This is a genomic window from Pantoea sp. B9002 (assembly GCF_013385945.1).
In the GTDB taxonomy this organism is placed as follows: Bacteria; Pseudomonadota; Gammaproteobacteria; order Enterobacterales; family Enterobacteriaceae; genus Pantoea.
Map to the genome: position 1 here is coordinate 129,729 of NZ_JACAPA010000011.1, position 25,903 is coordinate 155,631.

General features: G+C 55.2%; 29 protein-coding genes, 1 other RNA gene and 1 other annotated feature. Of the genes, 17 read left to right on the plus strand and 13 right to left on the minus strand.

Translation table 11 applies throughout. The annotated features are described in order from the left end of the window. Positions 1-5: 5 nt before the first annotated feature. Positions 6-1,295: an ammonium transporter AmtB gene (gene amtB, locus HX773_RS09215; RefSeq protein WP_064740463.1), complete on the plus strand. Its 1,290-nt coding sequence runs from the start codon at positions 6-8 to the stop codon at positions 1,293-1,295. 71 nt (positions 1,296-1,366) lie between these two features. Here amtB and tesB read toward each other — a convergent pair whose 3' ends face one another. Further along, positions 1,367-2,230, minus strand: a complete 864-nt coding sequence (gene tesB, locus HX773_RS09220) for an acyl-CoA thioesterase II (RefSeq protein WP_101762413.1) — start codon at positions 2,228-2,230, stop codon at positions 1,367-1,369. 205 nt (positions 2,231-2,435) lie between these two features. Here tesB and HX773_RS09225 point away from each other — a divergent pair, with 205 nt between their 5' ends. Then, on the plus strand, positions 2,436-2,993 hold the full coding sequence (locus tag HX773_RS09225; RefSeq protein ID WP_176971277.1) for a YbaY family lipoprotein: 558 nt from the start codon (positions 2,436-2,438) through the stop codon (positions 2,991-2,993). Between the two features lie 181 nt (positions 2,994-3,174). Here HX773_RS09225 and HX773_RS09230 read toward each other — a convergent pair whose 3' ends face one another. After that, positions 3,175-3,486: an MGMT family protein gene (locus HX773_RS09230; protein WP_008103902.1), complete on the minus strand. Its 312-nt coding sequence runs from the start codon at positions 3,484-3,486 to the stop codon at positions 3,175-3,177. 177 nt (positions 3,487-3,663) lie between these two features. Here HX773_RS09230 and ffs point away from each other — a divergent pair. Then, positions 3,664-3,760, plus strand: an RNA gene (gene ffs / locus HX773_RS09235) — signal recognition particle sRNA small type. Between the two features lie 129 nt (positions 3,761-3,889). Here ffs and HX773_RS09240 read toward each other — a convergent pair. The 3 genes from HX773_RS09240 to HX773_RS09250 all read right to left on the minus strand — a co-directional run bounded on the left by HX773_RS09240 (position 3,890) and on the right by HX773_RS09250 (position 5,011). Further along, positions 3,890-4,108, minus strand: a complete 219-nt coding sequence (locus tag HX773_RS09240; RefSeq protein WP_007886938.1) for an HHA domain-containing protein — start codon at positions 4,106-4,108, stop codon at positions 3,890-3,892. Between the two features lie 24 nt (positions 4,109-4,132). Next, on the minus strand, positions 4,133-4,510 hold the full coding sequence (tomB, locus tag HX773_RS09245; protein ID WP_007886936.1) for an Hha toxicity modulator TomB: 378 nt from the start codon (positions 4,508-4,510) through the stop codon (positions 4,133-4,135). A 147-nt stretch (positions 4,511-4,657) separates the two neighbouring features. Further along, positions 4,658-5,011 carry a hypothetical protein gene (locus tag HX773_RS09250; RefSeq protein WP_176971278.1) on the minus strand — a complete coding sequence of 118 codons (354 nt, stop codon included), beginning with the start codon at positions 5,009-5,011 and terminating at the stop codon, positions 4,658-4,660. Between the two features lie 340 nt (positions 5,012-5,351). Between HX773_RS09250 and HX773_RS09255 the strand changes: the two genes are divergently transcribed. From HX773_RS09255 to HX773_RS09265, 3 genes are read left to right on the plus strand one after another with little or no spacing between them, the layout of a single operon-like run. Further along, on the plus strand, positions 5,352-6,008 hold the full coding sequence (locus tag HX773_RS09255) for a metal ABC transporter ATP-binding protein (protein WP_176971279.1): 657 nt from the start codon (positions 5,352-5,354) through the stop codon (positions 6,006-6,008). Continuing rightward, positions 6,005-6,844, plus strand: a complete 840-nt coding sequence (locus HX773_RS09260) for a metal ABC transporter permease (protein WP_176971280.1) — start codon at positions 6,005-6,007, stop codon at positions 6,842-6,844. The genes HX773_RS09255 and HX773_RS09260 overlap by 4 nt, the downstream gene beginning before the upstream one ends. A gap of 22 nt (positions 6,845-6,866) precedes the next feature. Beyond that, positions 6,867-7,745: a metal ABC transporter substrate-binding protein gene (locus HX773_RS09265; RefSeq protein WP_176971281.1), complete on the plus strand. Its 879-nt coding sequence runs from the start codon at positions 6,867-6,869 to the stop codon at positions 7,743-7,745. A gap of 44 nt (positions 7,746-7,789) precedes the next feature. On the opposite strand, the gene ykgO is transcribed toward HX773_RS09265, so the two are convergent. The 4 genes from ykgO to HX773_RS09285 form a co-directional block, all read right to left on the minus strand. Continuing rightward, entirely contained in the window at positions 7,790-7,930 is a 141-nt protein-coding gene (ykgO, locus tag HX773_RS09270) for a type B 50S ribosomal protein L36 (RefSeq protein ID WP_008103894.1), read from the minus strand. 15 nt (positions 7,931-7,945) lie between these two features. Beyond that, on the minus strand, positions 7,946-8,203 hold the full coding sequence (locus HX773_RS09275) for a type B 50S ribosomal protein L31 (RefSeq protein ID WP_176971282.1): 258 nt from the start codon (positions 8,201-8,203) through the stop codon (positions 7,946-7,948). A 149-nt stretch (positions 8,204-8,352) separates the two neighbouring features. Then, positions 8,353-11,502, minus strand: coding sequence for an efflux RND transporter permease subunit (locus HX773_RS09280; RefSeq protein ID WP_176971283.1), 3,150 nt, complete (start codon positions 11,500-11,502; stop codon positions 8,353-8,355). Between the two features lie 17 nt (positions 11,503-11,519). Further along, the gene (locus HX773_RS09285) at positions 11,520-12,710 is read right to left on the minus strand and encodes an efflux RND transporter periplasmic adaptor subunit (protein WP_176971284.1); all 1,191 of its coding nucleotides are present in this window, start codon (positions 12,708-12,710) and stop codon (positions 11,520-11,522) included. 142 nt (positions 12,711-12,852) lie between these two features. On the opposite strand from HX773_RS09285, the gene acrR reads away from it, so the two are divergent. Continuing rightward, a complete protein-coding gene (gene acrR, locus HX773_RS09290) occupies positions 12,853-13,491 on the plus strand; it encodes a multidrug efflux transporter transcriptional repressor AcrR (RefSeq protein ID WP_176971285.1) in 639 nt (212 codons plus the stop codon). On the opposite strand, the gene rsmS is transcribed toward acrR, so the two are convergent. From rsmS to priC, 3 genes are read right to left on the minus strand one after another with little or no spacing between them, the layout of a single operon-like run. Next, positions 13,478-13,636: a pleiotropic regulatory protein RsmS gene (gene rsmS / locus HX773_RS09295; protein ID WP_176971286.1), complete on the minus strand. Its 159-nt coding sequence runs from the start codon at positions 13,634-13,636 to the stop codon at positions 13,478-13,480. The two genes, acrR and rsmS, sit on opposite strands and share 14 nt — an antisense overlap. Positions 13,637-13,644: 8 nt before the next feature. After that, the gene (locus tag HX773_RS09300; RefSeq protein ID WP_176971287.1) at positions 13,645-13,890 is read right to left on the minus strand and encodes a GlsB/YeaQ/YmgE family stress response membrane protein; all 246 of its coding nucleotides are present in this window, start codon (positions 13,888-13,890) and stop codon (positions 13,645-13,647) included. Between the two features lie 52 nt (positions 13,891-13,942). Beyond that, the gene (priC, locus tag HX773_RS09305; protein WP_176971288.1) at positions 13,943-14,455 is read right to left on the minus strand and encodes a primosomal replication protein PriC; all 513 of its coding nucleotides are present in this window, start codon (positions 14,453-14,455) and stop codon (positions 13,943-13,945) included. Positions 14,456-14,513: 58 nt separating this feature from the next. Between priC and HX773_RS09310 the strand changes: the two genes are divergently transcribed. The 6 genes from HX773_RS09310 (at position 14,514) to htpG (ending at position 20,688) form a co-directional block, all read left to right on the plus strand. After that, positions 14,514-14,897, plus strand: coding sequence for a DUF454 family protein (locus HX773_RS09310; RefSeq protein WP_176971289.1), 384 nt, complete (start codon positions 14,514-14,516; stop codon positions 14,895-14,897). Positions 14,898-15,046: 149 nt separating this feature from the next. Further along, positions 15,047-15,598 (plus strand): adenine phosphoribosyltransferase, encoded by a 552-nt coding sequence (gene apt / locus HX773_RS09315; RefSeq protein ID WP_101762398.1) that lies wholly within the window; start codon positions 15,047-15,049, stop codon positions 15,596-15,598. A gap of 151 nt (positions 15,599-15,749) precedes the next feature. Further along, entirely contained in the window at positions 15,750-17,729 is a 1,980-nt protein-coding gene (gene dnaX / locus HX773_RS09320) for a DNA polymerase III subunit gamma/tau (protein ID WP_176971290.1), read from the plus strand. After that, positions 17,071-17,132 (plus strand) — a sequence feature (DnaX frameshifting element). It overlaps the preceding gene by 62 nt. Before the next feature lie 50 nt (positions 17,730-17,779). Beyond that, on the plus strand, positions 17,780-18,109 hold the full coding sequence (locus HX773_RS09325; RefSeq protein WP_097097583.1) for a YbaB/EbfC family nucleoid-associated protein: 330 nt from the start codon (positions 17,780-17,782) through the stop codon (positions 18,107-18,109). Continuing rightward, a complete protein-coding gene (gene recR / locus HX773_RS09330) occupies positions 18,109-18,714 on the plus strand; it encodes a recombination mediator RecR (protein ID WP_008103873.1) in 606 nt (201 codons plus the stop codon). The genes HX773_RS09325 and recR overlap by 1 nt, the downstream gene beginning before the upstream one ends. Before the next feature lie 99 nt (positions 18,715-18,813). Then, a complete protein-coding gene (gene htpG / locus HX773_RS09335; RefSeq protein ID WP_176971291.1) occupies positions 18,814-20,688 on the plus strand; it encodes a molecular chaperone HtpG in 1,875 nt (624 codons plus the stop codon). A gap of 53 nt (positions 20,689-20,741) precedes the next feature. Here the strand turns inward: htpG and HX773_RS09340 are convergent, their stop codons facing one another. Next, positions 20,742-21,611, minus strand: a complete 870-nt coding sequence (locus tag HX773_RS09340; RefSeq protein ID WP_176971292.1) for a LysR substrate-binding domain-containing protein — start codon at positions 21,609-21,611, stop codon at positions 20,742-20,744. A gap of 188 nt (positions 21,612-21,799) precedes the next feature. Here HX773_RS09340 and HX773_RS09345 point away from each other — a divergent pair, with 188 nt between their 5' ends. From HX773_RS09345 to HX773_RS09360, 4 genes are all read left to right on the plus strand, one after another. Next, positions 21,800-22,627, plus strand: a complete 828-nt coding sequence (locus HX773_RS09345; RefSeq protein WP_176971293.1) for a DUF6024 family protein — start codon at positions 21,800-21,802, stop codon at positions 22,625-22,627. Positions 22,628-22,778: 151 nt separating this feature from the next. Next, on the plus strand, positions 22,779-23,423 hold the full coding sequence (adk, locus tag HX773_RS09350; protein ID WP_008103865.1) for an adenylate kinase: 645 nt from the start codon (positions 22,779-22,781) through the stop codon (positions 23,421-23,423). Positions 23,424-23,545: 122 nt separating this feature from the next. After that, positions 23,546-24,505 (plus strand): ferrochelatase, encoded by a 960-nt coding sequence (hemH, locus tag HX773_RS09355; RefSeq protein ID WP_176971294.1) that lies wholly within the window; start codon positions 23,546-23,548, stop codon positions 24,503-24,505. A gap of 58 nt (positions 24,506-24,563) precedes the next feature. Beyond that, positions 24,564-25,865 (plus strand): inosine/guanosine kinase, encoded by a 1,302-nt coding sequence (locus HX773_RS09360; protein ID WP_176971295.1) that lies wholly within the window; start codon positions 24,564-24,566, stop codon positions 25,863-25,865. Positions 25,866-25,903 lie beyond the last annotated feature (38 nt).

The window sequence follows — 25,903 nt, forward strand, 5'->3', positions numbered from 1 at the left end:
AAGAAATGAATAAACTGATAACGAAGTTGGGCCTCACCAGCCTTGCGCTGTTACCTTCTCTGGCGATGGCGGCAGCCCCTGCAGTAGCGGATAAAGCCGATAACGCCTTTATGATGATCTGTACCGCCTTGGTACTTTTTATGTCGATTCCCGGCATTGCGCTGTTCTACGGCGGTTTGATTCGCGGCAAGAACGTGCTGTCGATGCTGACGCAGGTTGCGGTGACCTTCTCACTGGTTTGTGTGCTGTGGGTGATTTACGGCTACTCGCTGGCGTTCAGTGAAGGCAACTCCTTCTTCGGTAGCTTCCAGTGGGCGATGCTGAAAAATATTGAGCTGAAAGCGCTGATGGGCAGCTTCTATCAGTACATTCACGTTGCGTTTCAGGCTTCCTTCGCCTGTATCACCGTCGGCCTGATTGTCGGTGCGCTGGCTGAACGTATTCGCTTCTCTGCGGTTCTGATTTTTGTGGTGGTATGGCTGACGCTGGCTTATCTGCCAATCGCACACATGGTGTGGGCGGGTGGCTTGCTGGCGCAAGACGGCGCGCTCGACTTCGCGGGCGGCACCGTGGTTCACATCAACGCCGCGGTTGCTGGCCTGGTGGGTGCTTACCTGGTGGGCAAACGTGCAGGTTTCGGCAAAGAAGCCTTCAAACCACACAACCTGCCGATGGTGTTCCTCGGTACCGCGATTCTGTATGTGGGCTGGTTCGGCTTCAACGCCGGTTCTGCTTCCTCAGCTAACGAAATCGCTGCGCTGGCGTTCCTGAATACCGTGGTGGCTACAGCGGGTGCGGTACTTTCGTGGGTGTTTGGCGAGTGGGCGGTACGCGGTAAACCTTCTCTGCTCGGTGCTTGCTCTGGCTTCATCGCTGGTCTGGTGGCGATTACCCCAGCTTGTGGTTATGTCGGTGTCGGCGGCGCGCTGATTATCGGTCTGGCGGGTGGTTTAGCCGGTCTGTGGGGCGTAACAACCCTGAAGAAATGGCTGCGCGTTGATGACCCATGTGATGTGTTCGGTGTGCACGGCGTGTGTGGCATCCTCGGTTGTATCCTGACCGGCGTGTTCGCATCCTCTTCACTGGGCGGCGTAGGCTACGCAGAAGGCGTGACCATGGGCCATCAGGTTTGGATTCAGCTGTTCAGCGTGGGTGTGACCATCGTCTGGACTGCAGTTGTAGCTTTCATCGGCTTCAAACTGGCGGATATGATTGTTGGCCTGCGTGTTCCGGAAGATCAGGAACGTGAAGGTCTGGATGTGAACAGCCACGGCGAGAACGCTTACAACCAGTAACAGCCGGGCTAAAGAAGAGCAGTGCGCTAAAATTATAAAAAAACAGAGGGGCGATAATATCGCCCCTTTTTTTATGCGTCGCGTTGACGCATCACGCCTTCCTGCACCGTGGTCGCCACCAGTCGGCCATCCTGCGTATAAAACTCGCCACGCACAAAACCGCGCGCGCCGGAGGCCGAGGTGCTCACTACGCTGTACAGCAGCCATTCAGACAAGTCGAACGGGCGATGGAACCACATTGAGTGATCGATGGTTGCAACCTGCATATCGGCTTCGAGGAAGCCTTTACCGTGCGGCTGCAGCGCTACCGGCAGGAAGTTAAGATCCGAGGCATATCCCAGCAGGTATTGATGGATACGACGATCGGCCGGTAACTCGCCGTTAGCACGGATCCACACCTGACGCAGCGGCTCATCGACGTGGCCTTTCAGCGGGTTGTGAATTTGCACCGGACGAATATCCAGTGGACGCTCAGCGAGGAATTTTTCTTTCAGCTTGAGTGGCAGATGCGCGGCCAGCTTTTTCGCCAAATCCTGTTCCGATGGCAGATTATCCGGGCCTGGCACCTGCGGCATTTCATTCTGATGCTCGAAGCCGCTTTCAGGTGCCTGGAACGAAGCCGTCATATAGAAGATCGGCTGACCATTCTGTACCGCGCTAACGCGGCGTGCGCTGAAGCTTTTGCCATCACGCAGCGTTTCAACATCATAGATGATGGCTTTTTGGCTATCGCCCGGACGCAGAAAATAGCTGTGGAAGGAGTGAATGATGCGCTCTTCCGGCACCGTTTGTTTCGCGGCATACAGCGCCTGGCCGACCACCTGGCCACCAAACACCTGGCGCAAGCCCAGATCTTCGCTCTGACCACGAAACAGGCCTTCTTCCAGTTTTTCCAGATTTAATAAATTAAGCAGGTTGTGCAGTGCCTGGCTCATAGCAAATTCCTCAGCGTGACTCATCGCGTCAGTGTGAAAGATCCGACCAGTTTCCGTCAATGATTTTGCCGCGATTTCAGCGGGCTGGCAGAGGGTTTAGGCGCAATGCCGATATTTGTGCCAGAATTAAGGTCATTCGGCGGCTGAAAAGCTAAGCAATGAATCCACCGCCGACAATCATAGTGTTCATAAGGAGACGACATCGATGAAACTCTGGCAAGTTATTAGTGGTATGACCCTGGCTGCGGCGATTACCGGTTGTGCGGACCACAGCAAGCCGGTAGCCACACCTACACTCGGCTCAGCGGTAGCGGGGCAGCAGGCCGCGATTGCGCAGCCTAATGTCAGTGGTTCGGTGTATATCCGCCAGCGCATTGCGCTGCCGCCGGATTCTGTGCTGACCGTTACGCTATCAGATGCATCGCTGGCCGATGCGCCTTCGAAAGTGCTGTCGCAGCGCGTGGTGCGCACGGAAGGGAAACAGTCGCCGTTCCAGTTTGTCTTGCCGTTCAATCCGGCTGACATCCAGCCGAACGCGCGCATTCTGTTGAGTGCGGCGATTTCGATTGATGGCAAGCTGGCGTTTATCACCGATACGGTGAAACCGGTGATTAATCAGGGCGGAACAAAAGCCGAACTGCTGTTGGTGCCTGTGACTAACGTCGCGATGCAAACCCAGCCGGGAGCAGCGACAACAGTGCCTTCGACTTCACCTACGCAGGTGACGCCATCGTCTTCGGTGCCGGCACCGACTAGTCTGTAATTTCGAAAGATGGGACGAGAGAGCGCCGGAAGTCATCATTGTTCCGTAAAGTCGCTGTCTCGTCCCTGATCGCTCGGCACACGCCATCCATGGCGTGTGACGCTTTACTCCACAACGATGCCTTCCAGCGTGTAACGTTCAGTGCGGTTGGTGGCGGGCTTGGGCGCGACATATCGCACCGCTAAATTTCCCATCGATATTTCTCTAACTCGATTTCCCCAGCATCGCTCACTTCAATCCCTTCCGCTTCCAGCGCATCTCGCTGACGAAACAGGTCGTCGCCCTGTAGTGAAATGCGGCCATGGCGATTGATAACGCGAAACCAGGGTAATTTACTGCCTTCCGGCAAACGGCGTAATACGCCGCCCACCTGACGTGCCGCGCGCGGCGAACCCGCTAATTGCGCAACATCCCCGTAAGTGGTGACCTTTCCCGGCGGAATGGCCGCGATGATCTGCCAGACGCGCTCAGAGAAATTGTTTTGGTCGCTCATATGCGCACCTATTTTCATCAGGAAAGGGCAAACTTTAGCATGCAGAAGGGTAGACATCAGCGCATTGCTGTGTGCTTGTGCAAGAAACCAACGGTTGTCGGGCCTGCGCTTGCAATTGCCAGGGGCATACTTGATAATGCCTGCGCTCTCGAAATGAGGGCTTGTCAATGGGGGCCCTGTTGGTTCTCCCGCAATGCTAACTTGTGAACTCGGTCAGATCCGGAAGGAAGCAGCCGCAGCAGGCGACGCGTGTGCCGGGATGTAGCTGGCAGGGCCCCCACCATTTTGTACCCGCCCAATACTCCGCAGAATTTTACGCACAGAGAAATCTGGCAATCCTTTGCCTGTGATTCAATCCTTGATTAAAACGATGATGGTGCAGATCGGCTGTTAGGGGGAAAACTTAGCGGACGAACTTCCAGACAGAAACCGGTACTTTATCGTAAAGCTTATTCATGGTCAGTTCAGCCAGACGATGATCGGCTGCCGAATAGAATACCGCGAGTTCATTATCAGGTAATTCATACTTGTTTTTTTCGATAACCCGTTCAAGGGTATCGATTGAGCGACAGCGGCGCAGTCGCATCAAATAATCTGTTTTGGTTAAGGCTTGGTTGCTCATAAATAAACCGGTCTCAGTCTGGTGCTAAAAGGAATGGCTAGGTTGTTGGAGATAAGCACACTCTTCGGCAAACAGATTAAATAAGCGTTTTGCTGAACGCTGCCACCGTTGTAGATCCTGAGTATTGATTCCATAGCTGCTGAACAGCATAAAGGTATCGTCAAGATATTCATCGATTTGCGTAATCAGGGCTTCATCTTCAACGTGCTTAATTTTGTAATTCATCGTGAAAGAAGCGATATGCTCAATCAAATCGTTGAGCTGTAAATTGCTTTCCGAAGTAGGATCATTAACCCAACCATGATGGCTGTCAGTCAATGTCGCCATACTTTCGTCGAACAAGTTCTCACACAGGTATTTAAGCTGGGCAATATCATGCCGTTTCGGTGAGTATTCGTCCATCTTTTTCCCCTCCATAGCTAGCACAGTTACCGCAGCGCGGCGAGATTAGGAAAAGCTACCAGGAAGCGATCTCGAATAAAATTGAATTCAGCGACTCCTTAAATGTAATCCACAATCATTAGCTTTGCTCACCTCAATTACCAAATATTACAATTCATCGGCAGGAGAGGGGCGCTCATTGTCAATCACGTCAAACACCAGCGCGCCGGGCTTTACCTGAAACAACACTTCTTCACGACGCATAGACGTTTCATTTAAATCCAGGCAAGGATTAAATAAATTCCAGCTGAAATCGTAAAGCATTTTAAATCGATTATTGTCGGTTGGTTGAATAGAAATAATCTGGAAGCTATCGGGAACTAATTGCGCGTTTTGAGAATACCACTGTAAATCACCGGCTAATGCCTCGGCTATTTTGAGAATATTCCCCTGGATAATTCTGACCAACTTTTCGCAATCGTCCTCATCCACAGCAATATCACAATGAATAATAGACGGCATTTTGTATCCAGTAAAAGAATGATGTTTCTATCATTGAGCTAATTGAGTGACATTGCAAGTCGCTAATAAACAGAAAGAGTAATCGTTGTGATGGGTTTCATAACTCAATCATGGCGAAACGGCGAATTACCGCAGCTATCTTCGTGAGCGATCAACTTTTGAAACACTTTTGCTCGGGCGCCATTGAGGAAGAGTCGGGTATTATAATTGTTATGTTATAACATTATTGGTTGTTGAGTATGAATCACAGCGGTTTACTTCTTTCCCTTGGCGGCCGTTTGCTGGTGGCGCTGATGCTGATTGCCTTGCTAGCGCTGGCCTTATATTGGGGCATGCAGAAATGATGCATTTCAACCGCTTACAAGCAGGTTATCAAGGCCGTGCGGTGACGCCGATTGTTAACGGAGAGCTGGCAACGGGCAGCATGACGGCGCTGATTGGCGCTAACGGCACCGGCAAATCGACCTTATTGAAAACCATTGCCGGCTTACTGCCGCCCATTTCCGGCAGCTGCGAATTGCACATCCCGCGCAAAGCGCTGGGCTGGTTACCGCAACGCAGTGAACTTGAAACGCGTTTTCCTCTTACTGCCTATGAACTGGTGGCGATGGGCTGCTGGCCACGCTGCGGTTGGTTTGGTGGCATTGATCGCGCCTTGCGCCTGGAAATCGATGCCGCGCTGGATGCGGTGCAAATGCGTGAATATGCCGATGCGCAGCCATCTACGTTATCTGGCGGGCAACTGCAGCGCGTGCTGTTTGCGCGCTTAATGCTGCAGCGCAGCCAGCTCTGGCTGCTGGATGAACCCTTCAATGGCATTGATAGCCAAACCGTTACCTTGCTGATGTCGATCCTCGAACAGCAGCAGCAGGCGGGCACCACATTATTAGTCGTGCTGCACGATCGTCCGCTGGTGGCGCGCTATTTTCAGGATGTGTTATCGCTCGATGACGCTGATTCCGCACAAACGCCAACGTTGCGTAGGGTAGCGTCGTGACATTACTTCAACCCTTTATCGAGTTTGGTTTCATGCGTCGTGCGTTGGTGGCTTGCGTTGCATTAGCGATCAGCGCCACACCGCTGGGCGTTTTCCTTTCTCTGCGCCGCATGAGTCTGGTCGGCGATGCCTTATCACATGCTGTGTTACCCGGCGCGGCGATTGGTTATCTGGTGTCGGGATTGTCGCTGGTGGCGATGGGTATCGGCGGCCTGATTGCCGGGTTGGCGGTGGCGCTGCTCTCGGGGGCGGTCAGCCGTTATACGCACCTCAAAGAGGATGCCAGTTTTTCCGGCTTCTACCTCGGCTCTCTTGCGCTCGGCGTCACGCTGGTGTCGCTGCGCGGTTCCAGCGTCGATCTGCTGCACGTGTTATTTGGATCGCTGCTGGCGGTAGATAACGCGGCGATTGTGCTGGTCGGCGGCATTGCGGCTACCACCTTGCTGCTGCTGGCAGTGATCTTCCGTCCGCTGGTGATCGATGCCTTCGATCCCGATTTCCTGCGCGCGCAGGGCAAATGGAGCGCACCGCTGGTGCATGGTCTGTTTCTGATGCTAGTGGTGCTCAATCTGGTGGCGGGCTTTCAGGTGCTGGGCACGCTGATGTCAGTGGGATTGATGATGCTGCCGGCGACCAGCGCACGCTTCTGGAGTCGTCATCTGGCATGCATGCTTGGCATCGCCATGCTGCTGGCGATCGTCTCGGCGTTTATCGGCCTGATTCTTTCGTGGCATTTCTCGCTGCCGGCTGGACCGGCGGTGGTGCTGAGTGCTGCGGTGCTGTTTCTACTTTCTGTTTTGACAGGACCATGTGGCGGCCTGTTGCGCCGTCGATAACGAAACCAATAAGGGGATATGAATGAAAAAGTTACCGCTGAGTCTGGCGATTGGCGCCATGCTGGTAAGCCCACTGTCGCTGGCGAAAAGCGTTGATGTTGTGGCGAGTTTTACCGTGCTGGCGGATATCGTTAAACAGGTCGGTGGCGATCACGTCAACGTGAAATCGCTGGTCGGGCCGAATGGCGATCCGCACACCTTCGAACCGACGCCGCAGGATAGCCAGGCGCTGGCGAAGGCGGATGTGGTGTTCGTTAGCGGTTTGGGCATGGAAGGTTGGATGGATCGCCTGATCAGCGCGTCAGGTTATAAAGGCACCATCGTAGTAGCGTCGAACGGTGTCAACACGCGCAAGATGGAAGAGGACGGTAAAAGCGTCACCGATCCCCACGCGTGGAACAGCATGCAAAACGGTGTGATCTACGCCAGCAATGTGATGAATGCGCTGATCAAAGCCGATCCAGCAGATGCGGCGGATATTCGTAAAAGCGGTGAAAGCTATATTCAGCAGTTGCAGAAACTGGATAGCTGGGCGAAAACTGCCTTTGCTGAAGTGCCGAAGAGCAAGCGTAAAGTGCTGACCAGCCATGATGCCTTTGGCTACTTTGGCCAACGTTATGGCGTCAGCTTCCTTGCGCCGGTGGGCTTCTCTACCGAAGCGGAAGCCAGCGCCAGCGATGTGGCGTCGATCATCCAGCAGTTGAAGGCCGAGCACATCAAAACGTACTTCATGGAGAATCAAACCGATCCGCGTCTGGTAAAACAGATTGCCAGCGAAAACGGCGCACAGCCGGGCGGGGAACTCTATCCTGAAGCGCTGTCGGAAGCGAGTGGCCCAGCAGCGACCTATGTGGCCGCGTTCAAACACAATGTTGACGCCATTCTGCATAGCATGAAGTAAAAAAAAGGCCGGGGAGCATCCCGGCCAATTATCACGACACTTTCCTACCTTTTTTTCTTTCTTCCCTGAACCGCCTTAAAGCGCGGGTTAGTTTTGCAAATCACATAGATGCGACCTTTACGACGCACGACTTTGCAATCTTTATGGCGCGTCTTTGCAGAGCGCAATGAACTCAATACCTGCATCTCTTCTCTCCAGCGTTACTTGTTGCGCGACAGGAAGCTGCCGAAACGCTGGTTGAAGCGCGCGGTGCTGCCTTCTTTGGCGAAATCTTTCTGCTTGCCGGTGTAGAACACGTGGGATTTTGATGAGACATCCAGCGTGATATACGGCAGCACTTCACCTTCATACTCAATGGTGCGCTCGGTTTTGATGGTGGAGCCGACTTTGAAGTATTCGTTGGCCGAGGTGTCGTGGAACACCACTGGGCGATAAAGGGGATGGATATTCGGTTTCATAATAACCTCGTTATGCAATGTTATACTATAACAATATTATGAGCCCGATAATGTCTGATTGCAACCGTGGAAAACACAGGGATTTAAGCGTGGCAGGGAAACAGCAATAAAAAAGGCCGCATCAGCGGCCTTTTAGGGAAGGGTAAAACTTAGTGTTTGTGCTCTACCGGATGACCTTGTTCCAGGTCACCTTTGTTCTTACTGAAGCGGCGACGTACCACCACGAAGAACACCGGAACGAAGAAGATAGCCAGCGCGGTCGCTGTTACCATCCCGCCCATTACGCCGGTACCTACCGCGTTCTGTGCGCCAGAACCCGCACCGGTGCTGATCGCCAGCGGCATTACGCCGAGGATAAAGGCGAGTGAGGTCATCAGAATCGGACGCAGACGCATACGGGATGCTTCCAGCGTGGATTCCACCAACCCTTTGCCTTCCTTCTCCATCAAATCCTTAGCGAATTCAACGATCAGGATGGCGTTCTTCGCCGACAATCCTATGGTGGTCAACAAGCCCACCACAAAGTAGACGTCGTTGCTTAAGCCACGCAGTGTGGTGAAGATCAGAGCGCCGACAACACCCAGCGGTACCACCAACATCACCGAGAACGGAATCGACCAGCTCTCATACAGCGCGGCCAGACACAGGAACACCACAATCAGTGAGATGGCGTACAGCGCCGGAGCCTGGTTACCTGACAAACGTTCCTGATAGGACATGCCGGTCCAGTCGTAACCGATACCCGCCGGCAGTTTTCCTGCCAACTCTTCCATCAGGTTCATGGCATCACCGGAGCTCTTACCTGGCGCAGCCTGGCCCAGAATCTCCATTGATGGCAAGCCGTTGTAACGCTCCAGACGCGGTGAACCGTACTGCCACTTCGCCGAAGAGAAGGCGGAGAACGGAACCATGGTGCCGCCGCTGTTGCGCACGAACCACTTACTGATATCGTCCGGCAACATACGTGAATCGGCCTGGCCCATTACGTACACCTTCTTCACACGACCGCGGTCGATGAAGTCGTTGACGTAAGAACCGCCCCATGCTGAAGCCAGCGTGGTATTGATGTCAGACAGCGACACACCCAGCGCCTGCGCTTTCTCCTGATCGATGATCAGTTTGTACTGCGGCGTATCTTCCATACCGTTTGGACGCACGCCCACCAGCGTATCCGGATGCTGGGCGATCATGCCAAACAGCTGGTTACGCGCGGCGGTGAGTTTCTCGTGACCCAGGTTGCCCTGATCGGTCAGCATGAAGTCGAAGCCGGTGGCGTTACCCAGTTCGATAATCGCTGGCAGGTTGAACGGGAACACCATCGCATCTTTGATTTGACCGAGCGCCTGCATGGCACGACCGGCAATCGCAGGCACTTTCAGGTTGGCATCGCCACGCTCATCCCACGGCTTGAGGCTGACGAACGCAATACCGGTGTTCTGTCCACGACCGGCAAAGCCGAAGCCGTTAACGGTAAACACGGAATTAACGCTGTCTTTCTCTTTGGTCAGGAAGTAATCCGTCACCTGATCCAATACTTTCTGGGTACGTTCCTGGGTAGCACCGGCCGGCAATTGCGCCTGCGCCAGTAACAGACCCTGATCCTCTTCCGGCAGGAATGAGGTAGGCAGTTTCAGGAACAAGTACGCCATGCCGACCACGATCACCAGATAAATCAGCAGGTAACGACCGGTGCTGCGAACAATATGACCAACACTATCAACGTAGTGGTTGGTGCTCTTATCGAACAGGCGGTTAAACCAGCCGAAGAAACCGGTGGTTTTGCCGTGAGCGCCTTTCTCCACCGGCTTCAGCATGGTGGCACAAAGCGCAGGCGTCAGAATCAACGCCACCAGCACCGACAGCGCCATCGCCGAAACGATGGTGATGGAGAACTGGCGATAAATGACGCCGGTTGAACCACCGAAAAACGCCATCGGAATAAATACCGCTGACAGCACCAAGGCAATACCGACCAACGCGCCCTGAATCTGCTCCATCGAACGTTTGGTAGCTTCTTTCGGCGGTAGGCCTTCTTCTGCCATTACACGCTCGACGTTCTCCACCACCACGATGGCGTCATCCACCAGCAGGCCGATGGCGAGCACCATCCCGAACATCGTCAGGGTGTTTATCGAGTAGCCAAAGGCACTGATAATCGCAAAGGTGCCGAGCAATACAACAGGAACGGCGATGGTTGGAATCAGCGTCGCACGGAAGTTCTGCAGGAACAGATACATCACCAGGAACACCAGCACGATCGCTTCGAACAGCGTTTTCACCACTTCGAAAATCGAAATTTTAACGAACGGTGTGGTGTCGTACGGATAAACCGTTTTCATGCCTGCCGGGAAGAACGGCTGCAGTTTCGCCAGTTCAGCTTTCACCGCATCGGCGGTGTCCAGTGCGTTAGCGCCGGTTGCCAGTTTGATACCGATACCGGAAGCCGGTTTACCGTTATAACGCGCGATGATCTCGTAGTTTTCACCACCGAGTTCAATCTTCGCTACGTCACGCAGACGTACCTGCGAACCATCCTGATTCACTTTCAGCAGGATATTGCCGAACTCATCTGTCGAGGTCAGACGGGTTTGCGCAATGATCGAGGCGTTCAGCTGTTGGCCCGGAGCTGGTGGCGTACCGCCCAACTGACCGGCGGCAATCTGGGTGTTCTGGACTTTTAGGGCGCTGATCACATCCACTGGCGTCAGTGAATAGTTGTTCAGCTTGTGTGGGTCCAGCCAGATACGCATTGCATACTGCGCACCAAACACCTGGGTATCACCGACACCCGGCATACGGCTGACCGGATCTTTGATGTTTGAAGCAACATAGTCAGAAATATCATTCTGCGTCATGTTGCCGTCATCACTGACAAAACCCGCCACCATCAGGAAGCTACTGGAGGATTTCTTAACCTGAATCCCCTGTTGCTGTACTTCCTGCGGCAGTAACGGCGTGGCCAGCTGCAGTTTGTTCTGCACCTGAACCTGCGCGATATCGGCGTCAGTACCGGACTGGAAGGTCAGCGTCAGCGTCAAGGTACCCGACGAGTCACTGCTCGAGGACATGTACATCAGTCCATCGATACCGTTCATGTTTTGCTCGATGACCTGCGTCACCGAATCTTGCAGCGTTTTCGCATCAGCACCCGGATAGCTGGCCTGGATTTCAACCGCCGGCGGCGCAACATTGGGATATTGCTCAATCGGCAGGCTGATAATCGATAGCACACCGGCCAACATGATGATGATGGCGAGCACCCACGCAAAAATGGGGCGATCAATAAAGAACTTAGCCATGTATCAGTGGCTCCTGTTTATGACGATGATTTAGCAGACGGTGATTCTGGCGCAGCTTTGGCATCATCGGAGACTTCTTGTGGCGTCACCTGCGCACCCGGTTTGGCACGCTGGATACCGGTGGTGATCACCCGATCGCCTTCTTTCAGACCTTCCGTCACCAGCCATTTGTCGCCAAATGCCTGATTAGCGGTGATGTTACGGGATTCCACTTTATTATCTGCGCCAACCACCATTGCGGTTGCCTGACCGGTTGGGGTACGTGTTACGCCCTGTTGCGGTACCAGCAGTGCCGATGGATTGGTGCCTTCATCCAGACGTGCGCGAACAAACATGCCTGGCAGCAGGCGGTTGTCAGGGTTCGGGAAGATGGCGCGCAGCGTGATCGAGCCGGTGGTTTCATCCACGCTCACATCAGAGAATTCCAATGTGCCTGTCTGCGGGTATGCGCTACCGTTTTGCATCAGCAGGGTGACGTTGGCCTTACCGTCGTTCTGTTTCAACTGACCGGATTCCAGCTCTGCGCGCAAACGCAGGAAATCATCACTGGATTGGGTCACATCGACATACATAGGATCGAGCTGTTGCACGGTCGCCAGCGCAGTGGTTTGCCCATTGGAAACCAGCGCACCTTCGGTTACCGACGATTTACCAATACGACCGCTGATAGGCGAGGTCACTTTGGTATACGCCAGATTGATGCGCGCGGTTTCGACGTTGGCACGCGCAGCCTGAGCGGCTGCAGCAGTTTGGGCTGCGGTGCCTGCGGCGGTGTCATAGTCTTGCTGACTGATGTACTTGGTACCCAGCAGCGGCTTGTAGCGAGTAATGGTTAACTGCGCAACGCGCGCATTGGCTTCAGCCTGGGCTAGATCAGCTTTAGCGCTGTCGTAGGCCGCCTGATATGTGGCGGGATCAATCTGATACAGCGACTGACCGGCTTTTACATCACTACCTTCAACAAAATTACGCTTAAGGATAATTCCTGACACCTGAGGGCGCACTTCCGCAACGCGGAAAGCCGAGGTACGGCCCGGCAGCTCAGTCGTGATTTTCAAGGGTTCGTTTTTTAACGTTACAACACCCACTTCTGGGGGCTGCTGCTGGGCGGCTTGCTGGGATTTATTATCATCACATCCTGTTAACACAAAGCTGCCTGATAGCATCAGGACGGCCGCCAGAGGCGCTAATCCTCTGTTTTTATTCATAAATAAACCTCTAGTGTCCGATATCAAATGATCAATGGATCACAAACCGATAAACCCATTGCTGCGTTAAAACACGGGTCGTGCTATGGTACATACATTCACAAATGTATGTAAACTTACAAGTTTGTAAAAAAAGCCCAGCATGGCACGAAAAACCAAAGCGCAAGCTCTTGAAACACGGCATCAAATTCTTGACGCCGCATTAGCACTCTTTTCCGAACATGGTGTGGCCGCCACGTCTCTGGCGGATATCGCAACAGCGGCCGGCGTCACGCGCGGTGCTATCTACTGGCATTTCAAAAATAAAGCCGATCTCTTACATGAAATCTGGCTGCGTTGTGACGCTGGGCTGGACGATGTGGAACTTGAGTATCAGACAAAATACCCGGGCGATCCACTTTCTGTTGTTCGTTCTATGTTGATCTATATCCTTGACGCCACAGCAAAGGATCCGCAAAGACGCGCATTAATGGAGATTATCTTTCATAAATGTGAGTTTGTTGGCGAAATGTCGACGTTACAGGATATGCAGCAGAGCTTACTGCAAGAGTGTTACGATCGAATTGAAAACGTACTACGTCTTTGTATTGATGCCAGTCAATTGCCTGCGAACCTGAATACGCGTCAGGCGGCGCTACTGATGCGCGGCTATATCAACGGCATGATGGAAAGCTGGCTGTTTAACCCGCAAAGCTTTGATCTGGCAGCCGATGCGCCTCAATTGGTGGATGCGTTTCTTGATATGTTGCGCCTGAGTCCCACGCTGCTTAGTCGGCCTTAATTTCCGCCGCTTGTTTCTGCTCATAATCCCGCTGAACAATCGCCAGCGCGGCCAGCACGGTGGCGGTGGGAACATTATTCTCTTCAAGCAGTTGGATCAGATCGACGGCAAGTTTGATTTCGTCTGGTGCGCTCTCCAGTGACATTCTTTCTCCTAAATACGTAATTTCGCCGCGACCAGCAGCATTAACAGTGCGCCCAGCAGCGCGCTGGCAAAACCGGCTGGATGCAAGGCGGCCAGATCGCCGGTGGTGAAGTAGGTGGCGATATAGCCGCCAATCAGCGCGCCAATCACCGCCAGCATCAGCGTCGGCACAAATCCTCCCGGACGACCGGGAAAAATCACCCGCTTAAGCCAGCCTGCTGCTAAACCGATCACAATCCAAAAAACCAGCGTCATGATTTTTCTCCTTTTTCTCACCGCAATGAGTATAGAGGAAAAAGCGCCGCGTTTAGCGCGGCATAGACGGCAACTCCAGTTTGTAGATAGCGGCGCGGCAGCGTGCCAGGCGCTCCTGCAGCTGATCGACTTCGCGAATCAACTGCTGCTGAACGCTGAGGGTTTCGGCGCGCGCCAGATGCTGCTCGCGCTGCTGAATCATCGCCAGTAAGCGCTTTTCGTAGCCTTGATACTCTTCACGCTTGGTCTGGCGTGCATCGACGCGAGGCCGCTCGCGCTTGACGCGCAGCTGCTGGCTCTGGCATTCGCGCTGCAATGCGGCAATCTGATCCAGCACTTTCTCCGCCAGCCATTGACGCCGCGCCACATCGCTATCGGCTGCGGTTAACTGCGTCACGTTGCCTTCCAGCTCGCGCAGATAATCTGCCAGACGCGTACCGCTGGTGCGAAACAGTTGAGAATCAAAGCGGGGCTGACGACAGGCACCATCCGGCTGCTGCGCAATCTGCTGGCGCAGTAAATCTAACATGGCGTGGAGACGCTGCTGTGCGGGCGGTTGGGGCATCACTCTGTTTCCGACTGTGTTAACGTAACGCTGTTTTTGACTTATTCAGGCATCAGGCATGCAGCGCATTTTACTACTGAGCCTTGGCTGGCTGGCGATTGTGCTAGGTACGCTGGGCATTGTATTACCTTTATTACCTACGACGCCATTTGTGTTGCTGGCGGCCTGGTGTTTTGCCCGCTCGTCGCCGCGTTTCCATCATTGGTTACTGTGGAAGTCGCCGTTTGGCCGCTATATTCGCCACTGGCAGCAGCATCGTGCCATGCCGCCCGGCGCCAAAGGGCGCGCCATGTTGCTGATTGTGATTACCTTTTCGGTCTCGATTTATCTGGTCCATCTGCTTTGGTTGCGCATTCTGTTAGGCGCGATGCTGTGTCTGCTGCTGCTTTTTATGTGGCGCATTCCGGTCATCGCCGAGGATAGCAACCCGCCACAACAGTAGCGTGAGGGTTGCATTTAGGCGGGTATTTGCATAGATTTGGGCATCTTCGTGCGTGGCTTCCCTTATAAACGACTTCGCTTAACCCGGTTTCCGGGGTTTGGCGCTAGAGAAGCTGCGCGTATTAGATATTTTCTCCAGGCGTAACATTTATGACCGCAACTGCGCAGCAGCTTGAACTCATCAAAAACAGCATTAAAAGCATTCCTGACTATCCGAAGCCGGGCATTCTGTTCCGTGACGTGACCAGTTTGATGGAAGATCCGCAGGCGTATGCCGCGTCGATCGCCATTCTGGTGGAGCGTTATCGTAACAAAGGCATCACCAAGGTGGTGGGAACGGAAGCGCGTGGCTTCCTGTTTGGCGCTCCGGTGGCGCTGGGTTTGGGCGTGGGTTTTGTGCCGGTGCGCAAGCCGGGCAAACTGCCGCGTGACACCTTCAGCGAAAGCTACGAGCTGGAGTACGGCACCGATGCGCTGGAACTGCACAAAGATGCCATCAAGCCAGGCGATGTGGTGCTGGTGGTGGACGATCTGCTGGCAACCGGCGGCACGCTGGAAGCGACGGTGAAACTGATCCGCCGCGCCGGTGGTGAAGTGAAAGACGCCGCATTCGTGATTAATCTGTTTGACCTGACCGGCGAAGCCCGCCTGACTGCCATGGGCGTCGAGTGCTTCAGCCTGGTGAATTTCCCCGGCCACTAAGGCCTGCGCGCTCCGCTGTACGGCGGGGCGCCACCTCTGCAAAGTTAGTGGTTGCTGATCCGCTTGTGGCTGTTAAACTACTGCCAAAATAAACAGGGTTTGCGAAGCTGCATTTTCTCCCTTCTCCCTAAATTCCAGTGATTGAATCCACATGAGCTATCAGGTACTTGCGCGAAAATGGCGTCCCCAGGCCTTCGCTGACGTAGTCGGTCAGGAACATGTGCTGACTGCGCTGGCCAACGGGTTGTCACTGGGACGAATCCATCATGCTTATCTCTTTTCTGGCACGCGCGGCGTCGGGAAAACCTCGATCGCCCGTCTGCTGGCGAAGGGCCTTAACTGTGAAACCGGCATCACATCAACACCGTGCGGGCAATGCGATAACTGCCGCGAAATCGAGCAGGGCCGTTTTGTCGATCTGATTGAGATCGATGCCGCATCACGCACCAAAGTTGAAGATACGCGCGACCTGCTTGATAACGTGCAGTACGCGCCGGCACGCGGTCGCTTCAAGGTCTACCTGATCGATGAAGTGCATATGCTGTCGCGCCACAGCTTCAACGCGCTGCTTAAAACGCTGGAAGAGCCGCCATCGCACGTTAAATTCCTGCTGGCGACCACCGATCCGCAGAAGCTGCCGGTGACGATTTTGTCCCGCTGCCTGCAATTCCATCTCAAAGCGCTCGACGTTGAGCAAATCCAGCAGCAGCTGGCGCATGTGTTGCAGCAGGAGCAGATTGCAGCCGAACCGCGTGCGCTGCATCTGCTGGCACGCGCCGCTGATGGCAGCATGCGCGATGCGCTGAGTCTGACCGACCAGGCGATTGCCATGGGGCAGGGCAGCGTAACGCGTGACACCGTGGCACAAATGCTCGGCACGCTCGACGATGAACAGCCGCTGGCGCTGATTGAAGCGCTGGTGGATGGCCAGGGCGAACAGGTGATGGCGCTGCTGAATCAGGCCGCGTCGCGCGGGGTTGAGTGGGAAGCGCTGCTGGTCGAGATGCTGCGTTTACTGCACCGCATTGCGATGGTGCAGCTGCTGCCAAGCTCGCTCAGCGAGGACGATCTCAGCCAGGCCGATCGCCTGCGCGAGTTAGCGCGCGTGCTGCCACCGGCCGACGTGCAGCTCTATTACCAAACGCTGTTGATGGGACGTAAAGATCTGCCGCTGGCACCGGATCGGCGCTTAGGCGTGGAGATGACGCTGCTGCGTGCGCTGGCGTTTCATCCGCAGGCAACGATTGCCGAGCCGGTGGCGCGTCCCACCTTGACGCCACAAGCTGCGCCGCAGGTCGCTGCGCCACAAGCCGCACCGAAAGCCGCGCCCGCACCGGCTGCGCAGCCGCAGATGGCACCGCCGAACCACGACGCGCCGCCGATGTCGGATGATTATCCAGACATGCAGCCAGCGCCCGATCCGTTACCTGACTCCACCAGCCAGTTGTTACAGGCGCGAACGCAGTTGCTGCGTCAGGGAGCCGGCAAAGCAAAAAAGAGTGAGCCGGCAGCGCGTTCCGCGCGGCCGGCGAATCCGGCGCTGGAACGTCTCGCTAGCGTCACTGAACGTGTGCAACAACGTGCGTCTGAACCCACGGTAAAAGCCCCGGCAAAACCGGAAGCCTATCGCTGGAAAACACAGCTGCCGGTGGAGGTTAAAGCGGAGCCGGTGGCGACGCCAAAAGCCTTGCGTTCGGCACTGGAGCATGAGAAAACCCCTGAGCTGGCGCTGCGTCTGGCGGAAGAAGCCCAGCAGCGCGATGCGTGGGCCGCTGAAATCGCCGCGCTGACGCTGCCGAAACTGGTGCAGCAAGTGGCGCTCAATGCGTGGAAAGAGGTCGGCGAAGCCGGTATTACGCTGCATCTGCGCAGCAGCCAGCGCCACCTCAATTCAGCCTCTGCCAGGCAGGCGCTGGCGGAAGCGCTGAGTCAGTCTGCCGGTCAGCCGGTTGAATTGACGATTATTGAAGACGATAATCCTACGGTATTGACGCCACTGGAGTGGCGTCAGGCCATTTATGAAGAGAAGCTGTCGCAGGCGCGACAGTCGATCAGTAGCGATACCCATATTCAGACATTGCGTCGATTCTTCGATGCCGATTTGGATGAAGAGAGTATTCGACCGGTGTGAACATGCTGCCGCGCGTCAACTGCGCGCAGCCCCAGCAGAGAGAGAAAACTATGTTTGGTAAAGGCGGATTGGGCAACCTGATGAAACAGGCCCAGCAGATGCAAGACAAAATGGCCAAAGTTCAGGAAGAGATCGCCGCGATCGAAGTGACCGGTGAATCAGGCGCTGGCTTGGTTAAAGTAACCATCAACGGTGCGCACAACTGCCGTCGTGTCGAAGTCGATCCTAGCTTGCTGGAAGATGACAAAGACATGCTGGAAGATCTGATCGCCGCGGCCTTCAATGATGCGGCACGCCGTATCGACGAAACGCAGAAAGAGAAGATGGCTTCCGTCTCTTCAGGTATGCAGCTGCCACCTGGCTTCAAGATGCCGTTCTGATGCAAACCAGTCCACTGCTTGAATCTTTGATGGAGTCGTTGCGCTGCCTGCCGGGCGTTGGCCCGAAGTCGGCGCAGCGCATGGCTTTTCAGCTGTTGCAGCGCGATCGTAGCGGTGGCATGCGTCTGGCGCAGGCATTGACCCGCGCCATGTCGGAAATCGGTCACTGCGCCGATTGCCGTACCTTCACCGAGCAGGAAATCTGCACCATCTGCGCCAATCCGCGTCGTCAGCAAAACGGCCAGATTTGTGTGGTGGAGAGCCCGGCAGATATCCACGCCATTGAGCAGACCGGCCAGTTTGGCGGCCGCTACTTTGTGCTGATGGGCCACTTGTCACCGCTGGATGGCATTGGTCCACAGGATATCGGCCTGGATCGGCTGGAGCAGCGTCTGGAACGTGAAACCTTAACCGAAGTGATCCTCGCCACCAATCCCACGGTGGAAGGTGAAGCCACGGCCAACTACATCGCTGAACTGTGCGGACAATATGGCGTTGATGCCAGCCGCATTGCCCACGGTGTGCCGGTCGGTGGTGAGCTGGAAATGGTTGATGGCACCACGCTGTCGCACTCGCTCGCCGGACGCCATAAGATTAATTTCTAATCACTTGCCGATGTCTTCACAGACATCGGCTTGAAATCCTCTCCTTCATCCCCATTTCTCTCTCAACGTATCATCAACCCCGATTCAGTTGAGGTAGCAATGACCATGAAAGGACAAGAGACGCGTGGCTTCCAGTCAGAGGTAAAACAACTTCTGCACCTGATGATCCATTCGCTCTATTCAAATAAAGAGATTTTCCTGCGTGAGCTGATTTCCAACGCTTCAGATGCCGCCGACAAACTGCGCTTCCGCGCGCTGTCGACGCCCGATCTGTATGAAGGCGACGGCGACCTGCGCGTACGTATCTCGGTCAACCCGGAAAACCGCACGCTGACGCTCAGCGATAACGGCATCGGTATGCGTCGTGATGAGGTGATTGAGAACCTCGGCACCATCGCCAAATCCGGTACCAAATCCTTCCTCGAATCCATGGGCTCCGACCAGGCGAAAGACAGCCAGCTGATCGGCCAGTTCGGCGTAGGCTTCTACTCTGCGTTCATCGTGGCGGATAAAGTCACCGTGCGCACCCGCGCCGCCGGTGCGAAAGCCGATGAAGCGGTGTTCTGGGAATCTGCCGGCGAAGGCGAATATACGCTAGCGGAGATTGAGAAAGCCGATCGCGGTACCGAAATCACGCTGCACTTCCGTGAAGGCGAAGACGATTTCCTCGATGCGTGGCGCGTGCGTAACGTGATCAGCAAATACTCCGATCACATCGCGCTGCCGGTCGAGATTGAAAGCAAAGACGAAGAGAGCGACACCACCACCTGGGAAAAGATCAACAAAGCCCAGGCGCTGTGGACGCGCAACAAGTCAGAGATCAGCGACGACGAGTACAACGAGTTCTACAAACACATCGCTCATGATTTCAGCGATCCGGCGATCTGGAGCCACAACCGCGTGGAAGGTAAGCAGGAATACACCAGCTTGCTGTATCTGCCATCACGCGCGCCGTTTGACATGTTCAATCGCGACAGCAAGCACGGCCTGAAACTCTACGTGCAGCGCGTGTTCATCATGGACGATGCCGAGCAGTTCATGCCGAACTACCTGCGCTTCGTGCGTGGCTTGATAGATTCCAACGATCTGCCGCTCAACGTTTCGCGTGAAATCCTGCAGGACAGCCGCGTGACCCAGAGCCTGCGCGCCGCGCTGACCAAGCGTAGCCTGCAGATGCTGGAGAAACTGGCGAAAGACGACGCGGAAAAATATCAGCAGTTCTGGAAAGAGTTCGGTCTGGTACTGAAAGAAGGTCCAGCCGAAGATAACGCTAACCAGCAGGCAATTGCCAAACTGTTGCGCTTTGCCACCAGCCAGAGCGAAAGCGCCGAGCAGAACGTTTCGCTCGACGACTACCTGACGCGCATGGTGGAAGGTCAGGACAAAATTTACTACATCACCGCCGACAGCTATGCCGCCGCGAAGAGCAGCCCGCATCTGGAACTGTTCCGCAAGAAAGGCATCGAGGTGCTGCTTCTCTCCGATCGTATCGACGAATGGATGATGAGCTACCTCACCGAGTTCGACGGCAAAACCTTCCAGTCAGTCAGCAAAGCGGATGATTCGCTGAGCAAACTGGCCGACGAAGAGACCGAAGAGCAGAAAGAAGCGGAGAAGGCGCTGGAGCCGTTCGTTGAGCGCGTGAAAACGCTGCTGGGCGAGCGCGTGAAAGAGGTGCGTCTGACGCATCGTCTCACCGACACGCCAGCGATCGTCACCACCGATGCCAACGAAATGACCACGCAGATGGCGAAACTGTTTGCCGCGGCGGGTCAGGATGTGCCGGAAGTGAAGTACATCTTCGAGATCAATCCGGATCACACGCTGGTGAAACGTGTGGCCGATACCCAGGACGAAACGCGCTTTGCCGAGTGGGTTGAGTTGCTGCTGGATCAGGCGCTGCTCGCCGAGCGCGGCACGCTCGACGATCCAAACCAGTTTATCCGTCGCATGAACCAGTTGCTGACGGCGTAATCGCACCAAACCCGTAGGGTCGCCATTCATGGCGACCTTTTTTTTATCTGCTGTTAAATCTGCGCCTGATCCCGCAACCAATCGCGAAACAACGTAATCTCCGCATCGTGCTGGCGCGAAGTCTTGGTCATCATCAACGTCGCGCGATCGACGCGTACAAAGCCCAGCGGCGCAATCAAGGTGCCGTCACTCAACTCCTGACGCACCAGCAAGCGCGGCGCCATAATCACGCCCAATCCGTTTCTCGCCGCCTGAATGCCTAACGTCAAATTATCGAAATGCTTCCCGATCCAGTAATTACCGCGCACGCCGCTGGTTTTCGCCCATTCGGCCCACGCATGCAGCCGCGTATCGGCGTGCAGCAGCGGCAGCGCGGCGAGATCCTGCTCGCTCTGAAAGCGGGCAGCAAACTGCGGGGCGCACAGCGGGCCGATGTAATCATCGCTGATCAAGGTGGCATCAATATCGTCATCCGGCGACTGCTCGGCGCTGAGAATCAGCACGTCGGTATGCTCGCTGCGCAGCTGGTCAATCTCCACCAGCGGCTGAAACTGCACTTCAATATCGGGATAGCGCTGATAAAAGCTGGCGATGCGCGGAATCAGCCATTGCGAGAGAAAACTGGGCGCGCAGGAGACGCTGAGATGATGGCGCATGCCGGTACGGATGCTTTCGCAGGTGGTGGAGAGCTCGCTAAAGGCTTTCTGACAGCTCACCAGCAGACGTTCACCGTGTGAGGTTAATTTGACGCGTCCATTGGTACGCACAAACAGCGGCTTCCCCATCCAGCTCTCCAGCTGTCGAACCTGATGGCTAATGGCGCTATGGGTCACATGCAGACGTTCGGCCGCAACGCTAAAACTGCTAAACAGTGCCGCCTGGTGGAAATAGTGCAGTGCACGTAACGATGGAAGCGCGGTCATACTCGTCCCCTGTGTAAAAACCTAACAGGGATTGTCAGTTTATATCATTTTAATGTCCAGCCGCATTGGCCTAACCTTTCCCCCAGATTCTGGCGGGTTGACGGCTCCGGCTCTCTGTGTTTTACGCCGAATATCACCGCAGGTTTCACCTCCCACACACAGCACAATAACCAGAGACATACCACGCGATGGCTCCACAATTTGCTACTGCCAGGGCGGCGGCGCGCGATAAGCTTCGCGGCTTGCTTTCCCGCTATTACCGGCTTGAGAATTACGATCTCTTTTTCGCACCCTCTCTGCATATCTCGCGGGTGCTGCTTTCCCAGCTGTTTCTCCGTCAGGAGCAATCGCGTAATCAAACGCGCTATGCCTCGCACCATCCGGTCAGCGAACTCAGCGTGCTGCACACCTTGCCGATGACGGCGGGCAACATTGCGCTGGTGGATCATGTTGATATGCAGCAAGGTCGCGTGCGGGCGTTAAGCGAATGCCAAAGCCACGGCGTTACCGATGCGTCGGAGTCGTTTGCCACGCAGCTGCATAAACGGCTGGTGAGCGATGCGCGACTGTTTGTCGCCCGCCTCGATCGTCATGCGGCGTTATGCGGCGATCTGGTGTTGATCGCGTTACGCACCGCCGATTTCAGCACGCTGGTGCGCAGCGAACTGCGGCTGTTTGAGCAAGGATTGGCGCTCGGTGACGCGCCAGAACAGGCGCTGGCGATGATCGATGACAGCGAATGGCGTCCGTTCAATATTGCGCTGGTGGAAAATATCGCGCTCGACTCGCCCTTTATCCTGCACTCCATTCAGCAACCGGGTTTACCCTTTGCGCTTTTTCCGCTGCCGAACGGCCTCAATGCCAGCGAATTGCCGCAGGATATTCAGGTGCTGCCAGAACAGGCGCGTTTACGCTTGCGCGCCGACGTGCGCGGCGGGGTCAACAAACAGCTGAACGTTACGCCAACTCTGAAAAAACGCCTCAAAGATGTGCTAATGCTTAGCTGTGATTCCTAAAAACGGGCACTCTGCTGGTATTTGCTGACAAAGCAGGTCAAAGTAGACCTTTCGTGGCGAGCGCGCCCGTTTCCTTGTGGTGCGCGGGCCATAATGGTATGTTCTTCGCCTTCTCAGATTGAACAATGCGATTCGCAAGGGGAATTACGCAATGCGTATTATTCTGCTCGGAGCTCCGGGCGCAGGTAAAGGCACTCAGGCTCAATTCATCATGGAGAAATACGGTATTCCGCAAATCTCCACCGGTGACATGTTACGTGCGGCAGTAAAAGCAGGTACGGAACTGGGCCAACAGGCAAAAGCGATCATGGATGCCGGTAAACTGGTGACTGACGAGCTGGTGATTGCGCTGGTTAAAGAGCGTATCGCGCAGGAAGACTGCAAAAACGGTTTCCTGCTCGATGGCTTCCCACGCACTATCCCGCAGGCTGACGCTATGAAAGAAGCGGGCATCAAGGTTGATTACGTGCTGGAGTTCGCTGTACCGGACGAGCTGATTGTGGATCGTATTGTTGGTCGTCGTGTACACACGCCATCGGGCCGCGTTTATCACGTCACTTATAATCCACCAAAAGTGGAAGGTAAAGATGACCTGACCGGCGAAGAGCTGACCACGCGTAAAGATGATCAGGAAGAGACCGTGCGTAAGCGTCTGGTGGAATACCATCAGCTGACCGCGCCGCTGATTGCTTACTATGGCAAAGAAGCGCAAGACGGCAACACCGAATATCACAAAATCGACGGTACGCGTCCTGTCGCTGAAGTGAGCACGCAATTGGCCACTATTCTCGGTTAATGCGTTGATGGGGCCGGTTGTCCGGCCCTTTTGCAGCAATTGCTTTCCCCTCCCTCGATTTCCGCTACAATTTCCCCCTGATTTTGCATTCGACCCATTCGTTTCGACATCAAGGAAATACCATGAGGCAAGAAAAGCCCGGGGTTTTGCTGGTTAACTTAGGCACACCAGACGCACCCACAACACCTGCGGTTAAACGCTATCTGAAACAATTCCTCGGCGATCCACGAGTGGTTGATACACCGCGCTTATTGTGGTGGCCGATTCTCAATTTCATCATCGTGCCATTCCGCTCGCCACGCGTATCGAAACTTTATGCTTCCGTGTGGATGGATGAAGGCTCGCCGCTGATGGTGTTCAGCAAGCGTCAGCGTGAAGCATTGGCGCAGCGCCTCGATATGCCGGTTGAACTCGGTATGAGTTACGGCCAGCCAAGCCTCGACAGTGCGTTAAAACGCTTGCTGGATCAGGGCGTGACCAAACTCATCGTGCTGCCGCTCTATCCGCAGTTCTCCTGCTCGACGGTTGCCGCCGTGTGGGACGGCTTAGCCACCAGTTTTAAACCGCTGCGCTCGCTGCCGGAAGTGGCGTTTATCCGCGATTATGCAGAGCATCCGGCTTACATTGCCGCGCTGAAAGCCTCGGTTGAGCGCTCGTTTGCGCTGCATGGCGAACCGGATCTGCTGGTGCTGTCCTATCACGGCATTCCGCAGCGTTTCGCCAATGAAGGCGATGATTATCCGCTGCGCTGCAAAGACACCACCGATGCGCTGGCCGCGGCGTTGGGCATTGCGCCGCACAAGATCATGATGACCTTCCAGTCGCGCTTTGGTCGCGAGCCGTGGCTGACGCCGTACACCGATGAAACCATGAAGAGCTTACCGGCCAAAGGCATCAAGCACGTGCAGGTGATGAGTCCGGGCTTTGCGGCGGATTGCCTTGAAACGCTTGAGGAGATTAGCGGTGAGAACTGCGAGATCTTCCTGCATGCTGGCGGCGAAAAGTTCGAGTACATTCCTGCGCTCAACGACGATGCTGAGCACATTGAAATGATGGTGCAGCTGGTCAACGCGCGCCGTTAAGGGTGTGGCAGAGAGTGTGATATCATTCTCTGCCTGATTTTCCCTGACGGCACTCTCGATGAAATTTCCCGGCAAACGCAAATCCAAACACTATTTCCCCGTCAACGCGCGCGATCCGCTGCTGCAAGCTACGCAGCAAGAGCAGGAAGAGGGCAGTTGGGTGGTGGGTATCGATCAGACGCTGGTGGATATTGAAGCCAAAGTCGATGACGACTTTCTGCAGCGTTACGGTTTAAGCGCCGGTCACTCGCTGGTGATCGACGATGCCACCGCCGAGGCGCTCTACAACGAACTGATGCGCGAAGAGCTCATCAGCCATCAATTTGCCGGTGGCACCATCGGAAACACCCTGCATAACTACTCGGTGCTGGCGGATGACCGCTCGGTACTGCTCGGCGTGATGTGCAATAACATCCAGATCGGCGGCTACGCCTATCGCTACCTGTGCAACACCTCCAGCCGCATGGATCTTAACTTCCTGCAGGGCGTCGATGGCGCAATTGGTCGCTGCTTCACGCTGATTGGCGAGCAGGGCGAACGTACCTTCGCCATCAGCCCCGGCTTGATGAACCAGCTGCAGGCCAACAGCATTCCGGAAGAGGTGATTGCGGGCGCATCGGCGCTGGTGCTGACTTCGTATCTGGTGCGCTGTCAGCCGGGCGAACCGATGCCGGAAGCCACCTTGCGTGCCATCGAATACGCCAAAAAACACAACGTGCCGGTGGTATTGACGCTCGGCACCAAATACGTGATTCAGGATAACCCGCAGTTTTGGCGCGATTTCCTGCGCGATCACGTCTCGATTGTGGCGATGAACGAAGAAGAGGCCTTTGCCTTAACCGGCGAGCAGGATCCGCTGCTGGCGTCGGATATGGCGCTGGATTGGGTGGATTTGGTGCTGTGCACCGCCGGGCCAACCGGTTTGTACATGGCCGGTTTCACCGAAGAAGAGTACAAGCGCAAAACCAACCATCCGCTGCTGCCGGGTGCGCTGGCTGAGTTCAACCAATATGAATTTAGCCGCGCGATGCGCCACAAGGATTGCGATCAGCCGCTGCGCATCTTCTCGCACATCGCGCCGTATATGGGCGGGCCAGAGAAGATCATGAACACCAACGGCGCGGGCGATGGCGCGCTGGCGGCACTGCTGCATGACATCACCGCCAACAACTTCCACCGCCAAAAAGTGCCTAACTCCAGCAAACACGGCCGCGCCTACCTGACCTATTCGTCACTGGCACAGGTGTGTAAATACGCGAACCGGGTAAGTTATCAGGTGCTGAACCAGCATTCACCGCGCCTGACGCGCGGCCTGCCGGAGCGGGAAGACAGTTTAGAAGAGTCGTACTGGGACAGATAAAACGTAGGGTCGCCATTCATGGCGACCTTCCCAATGAC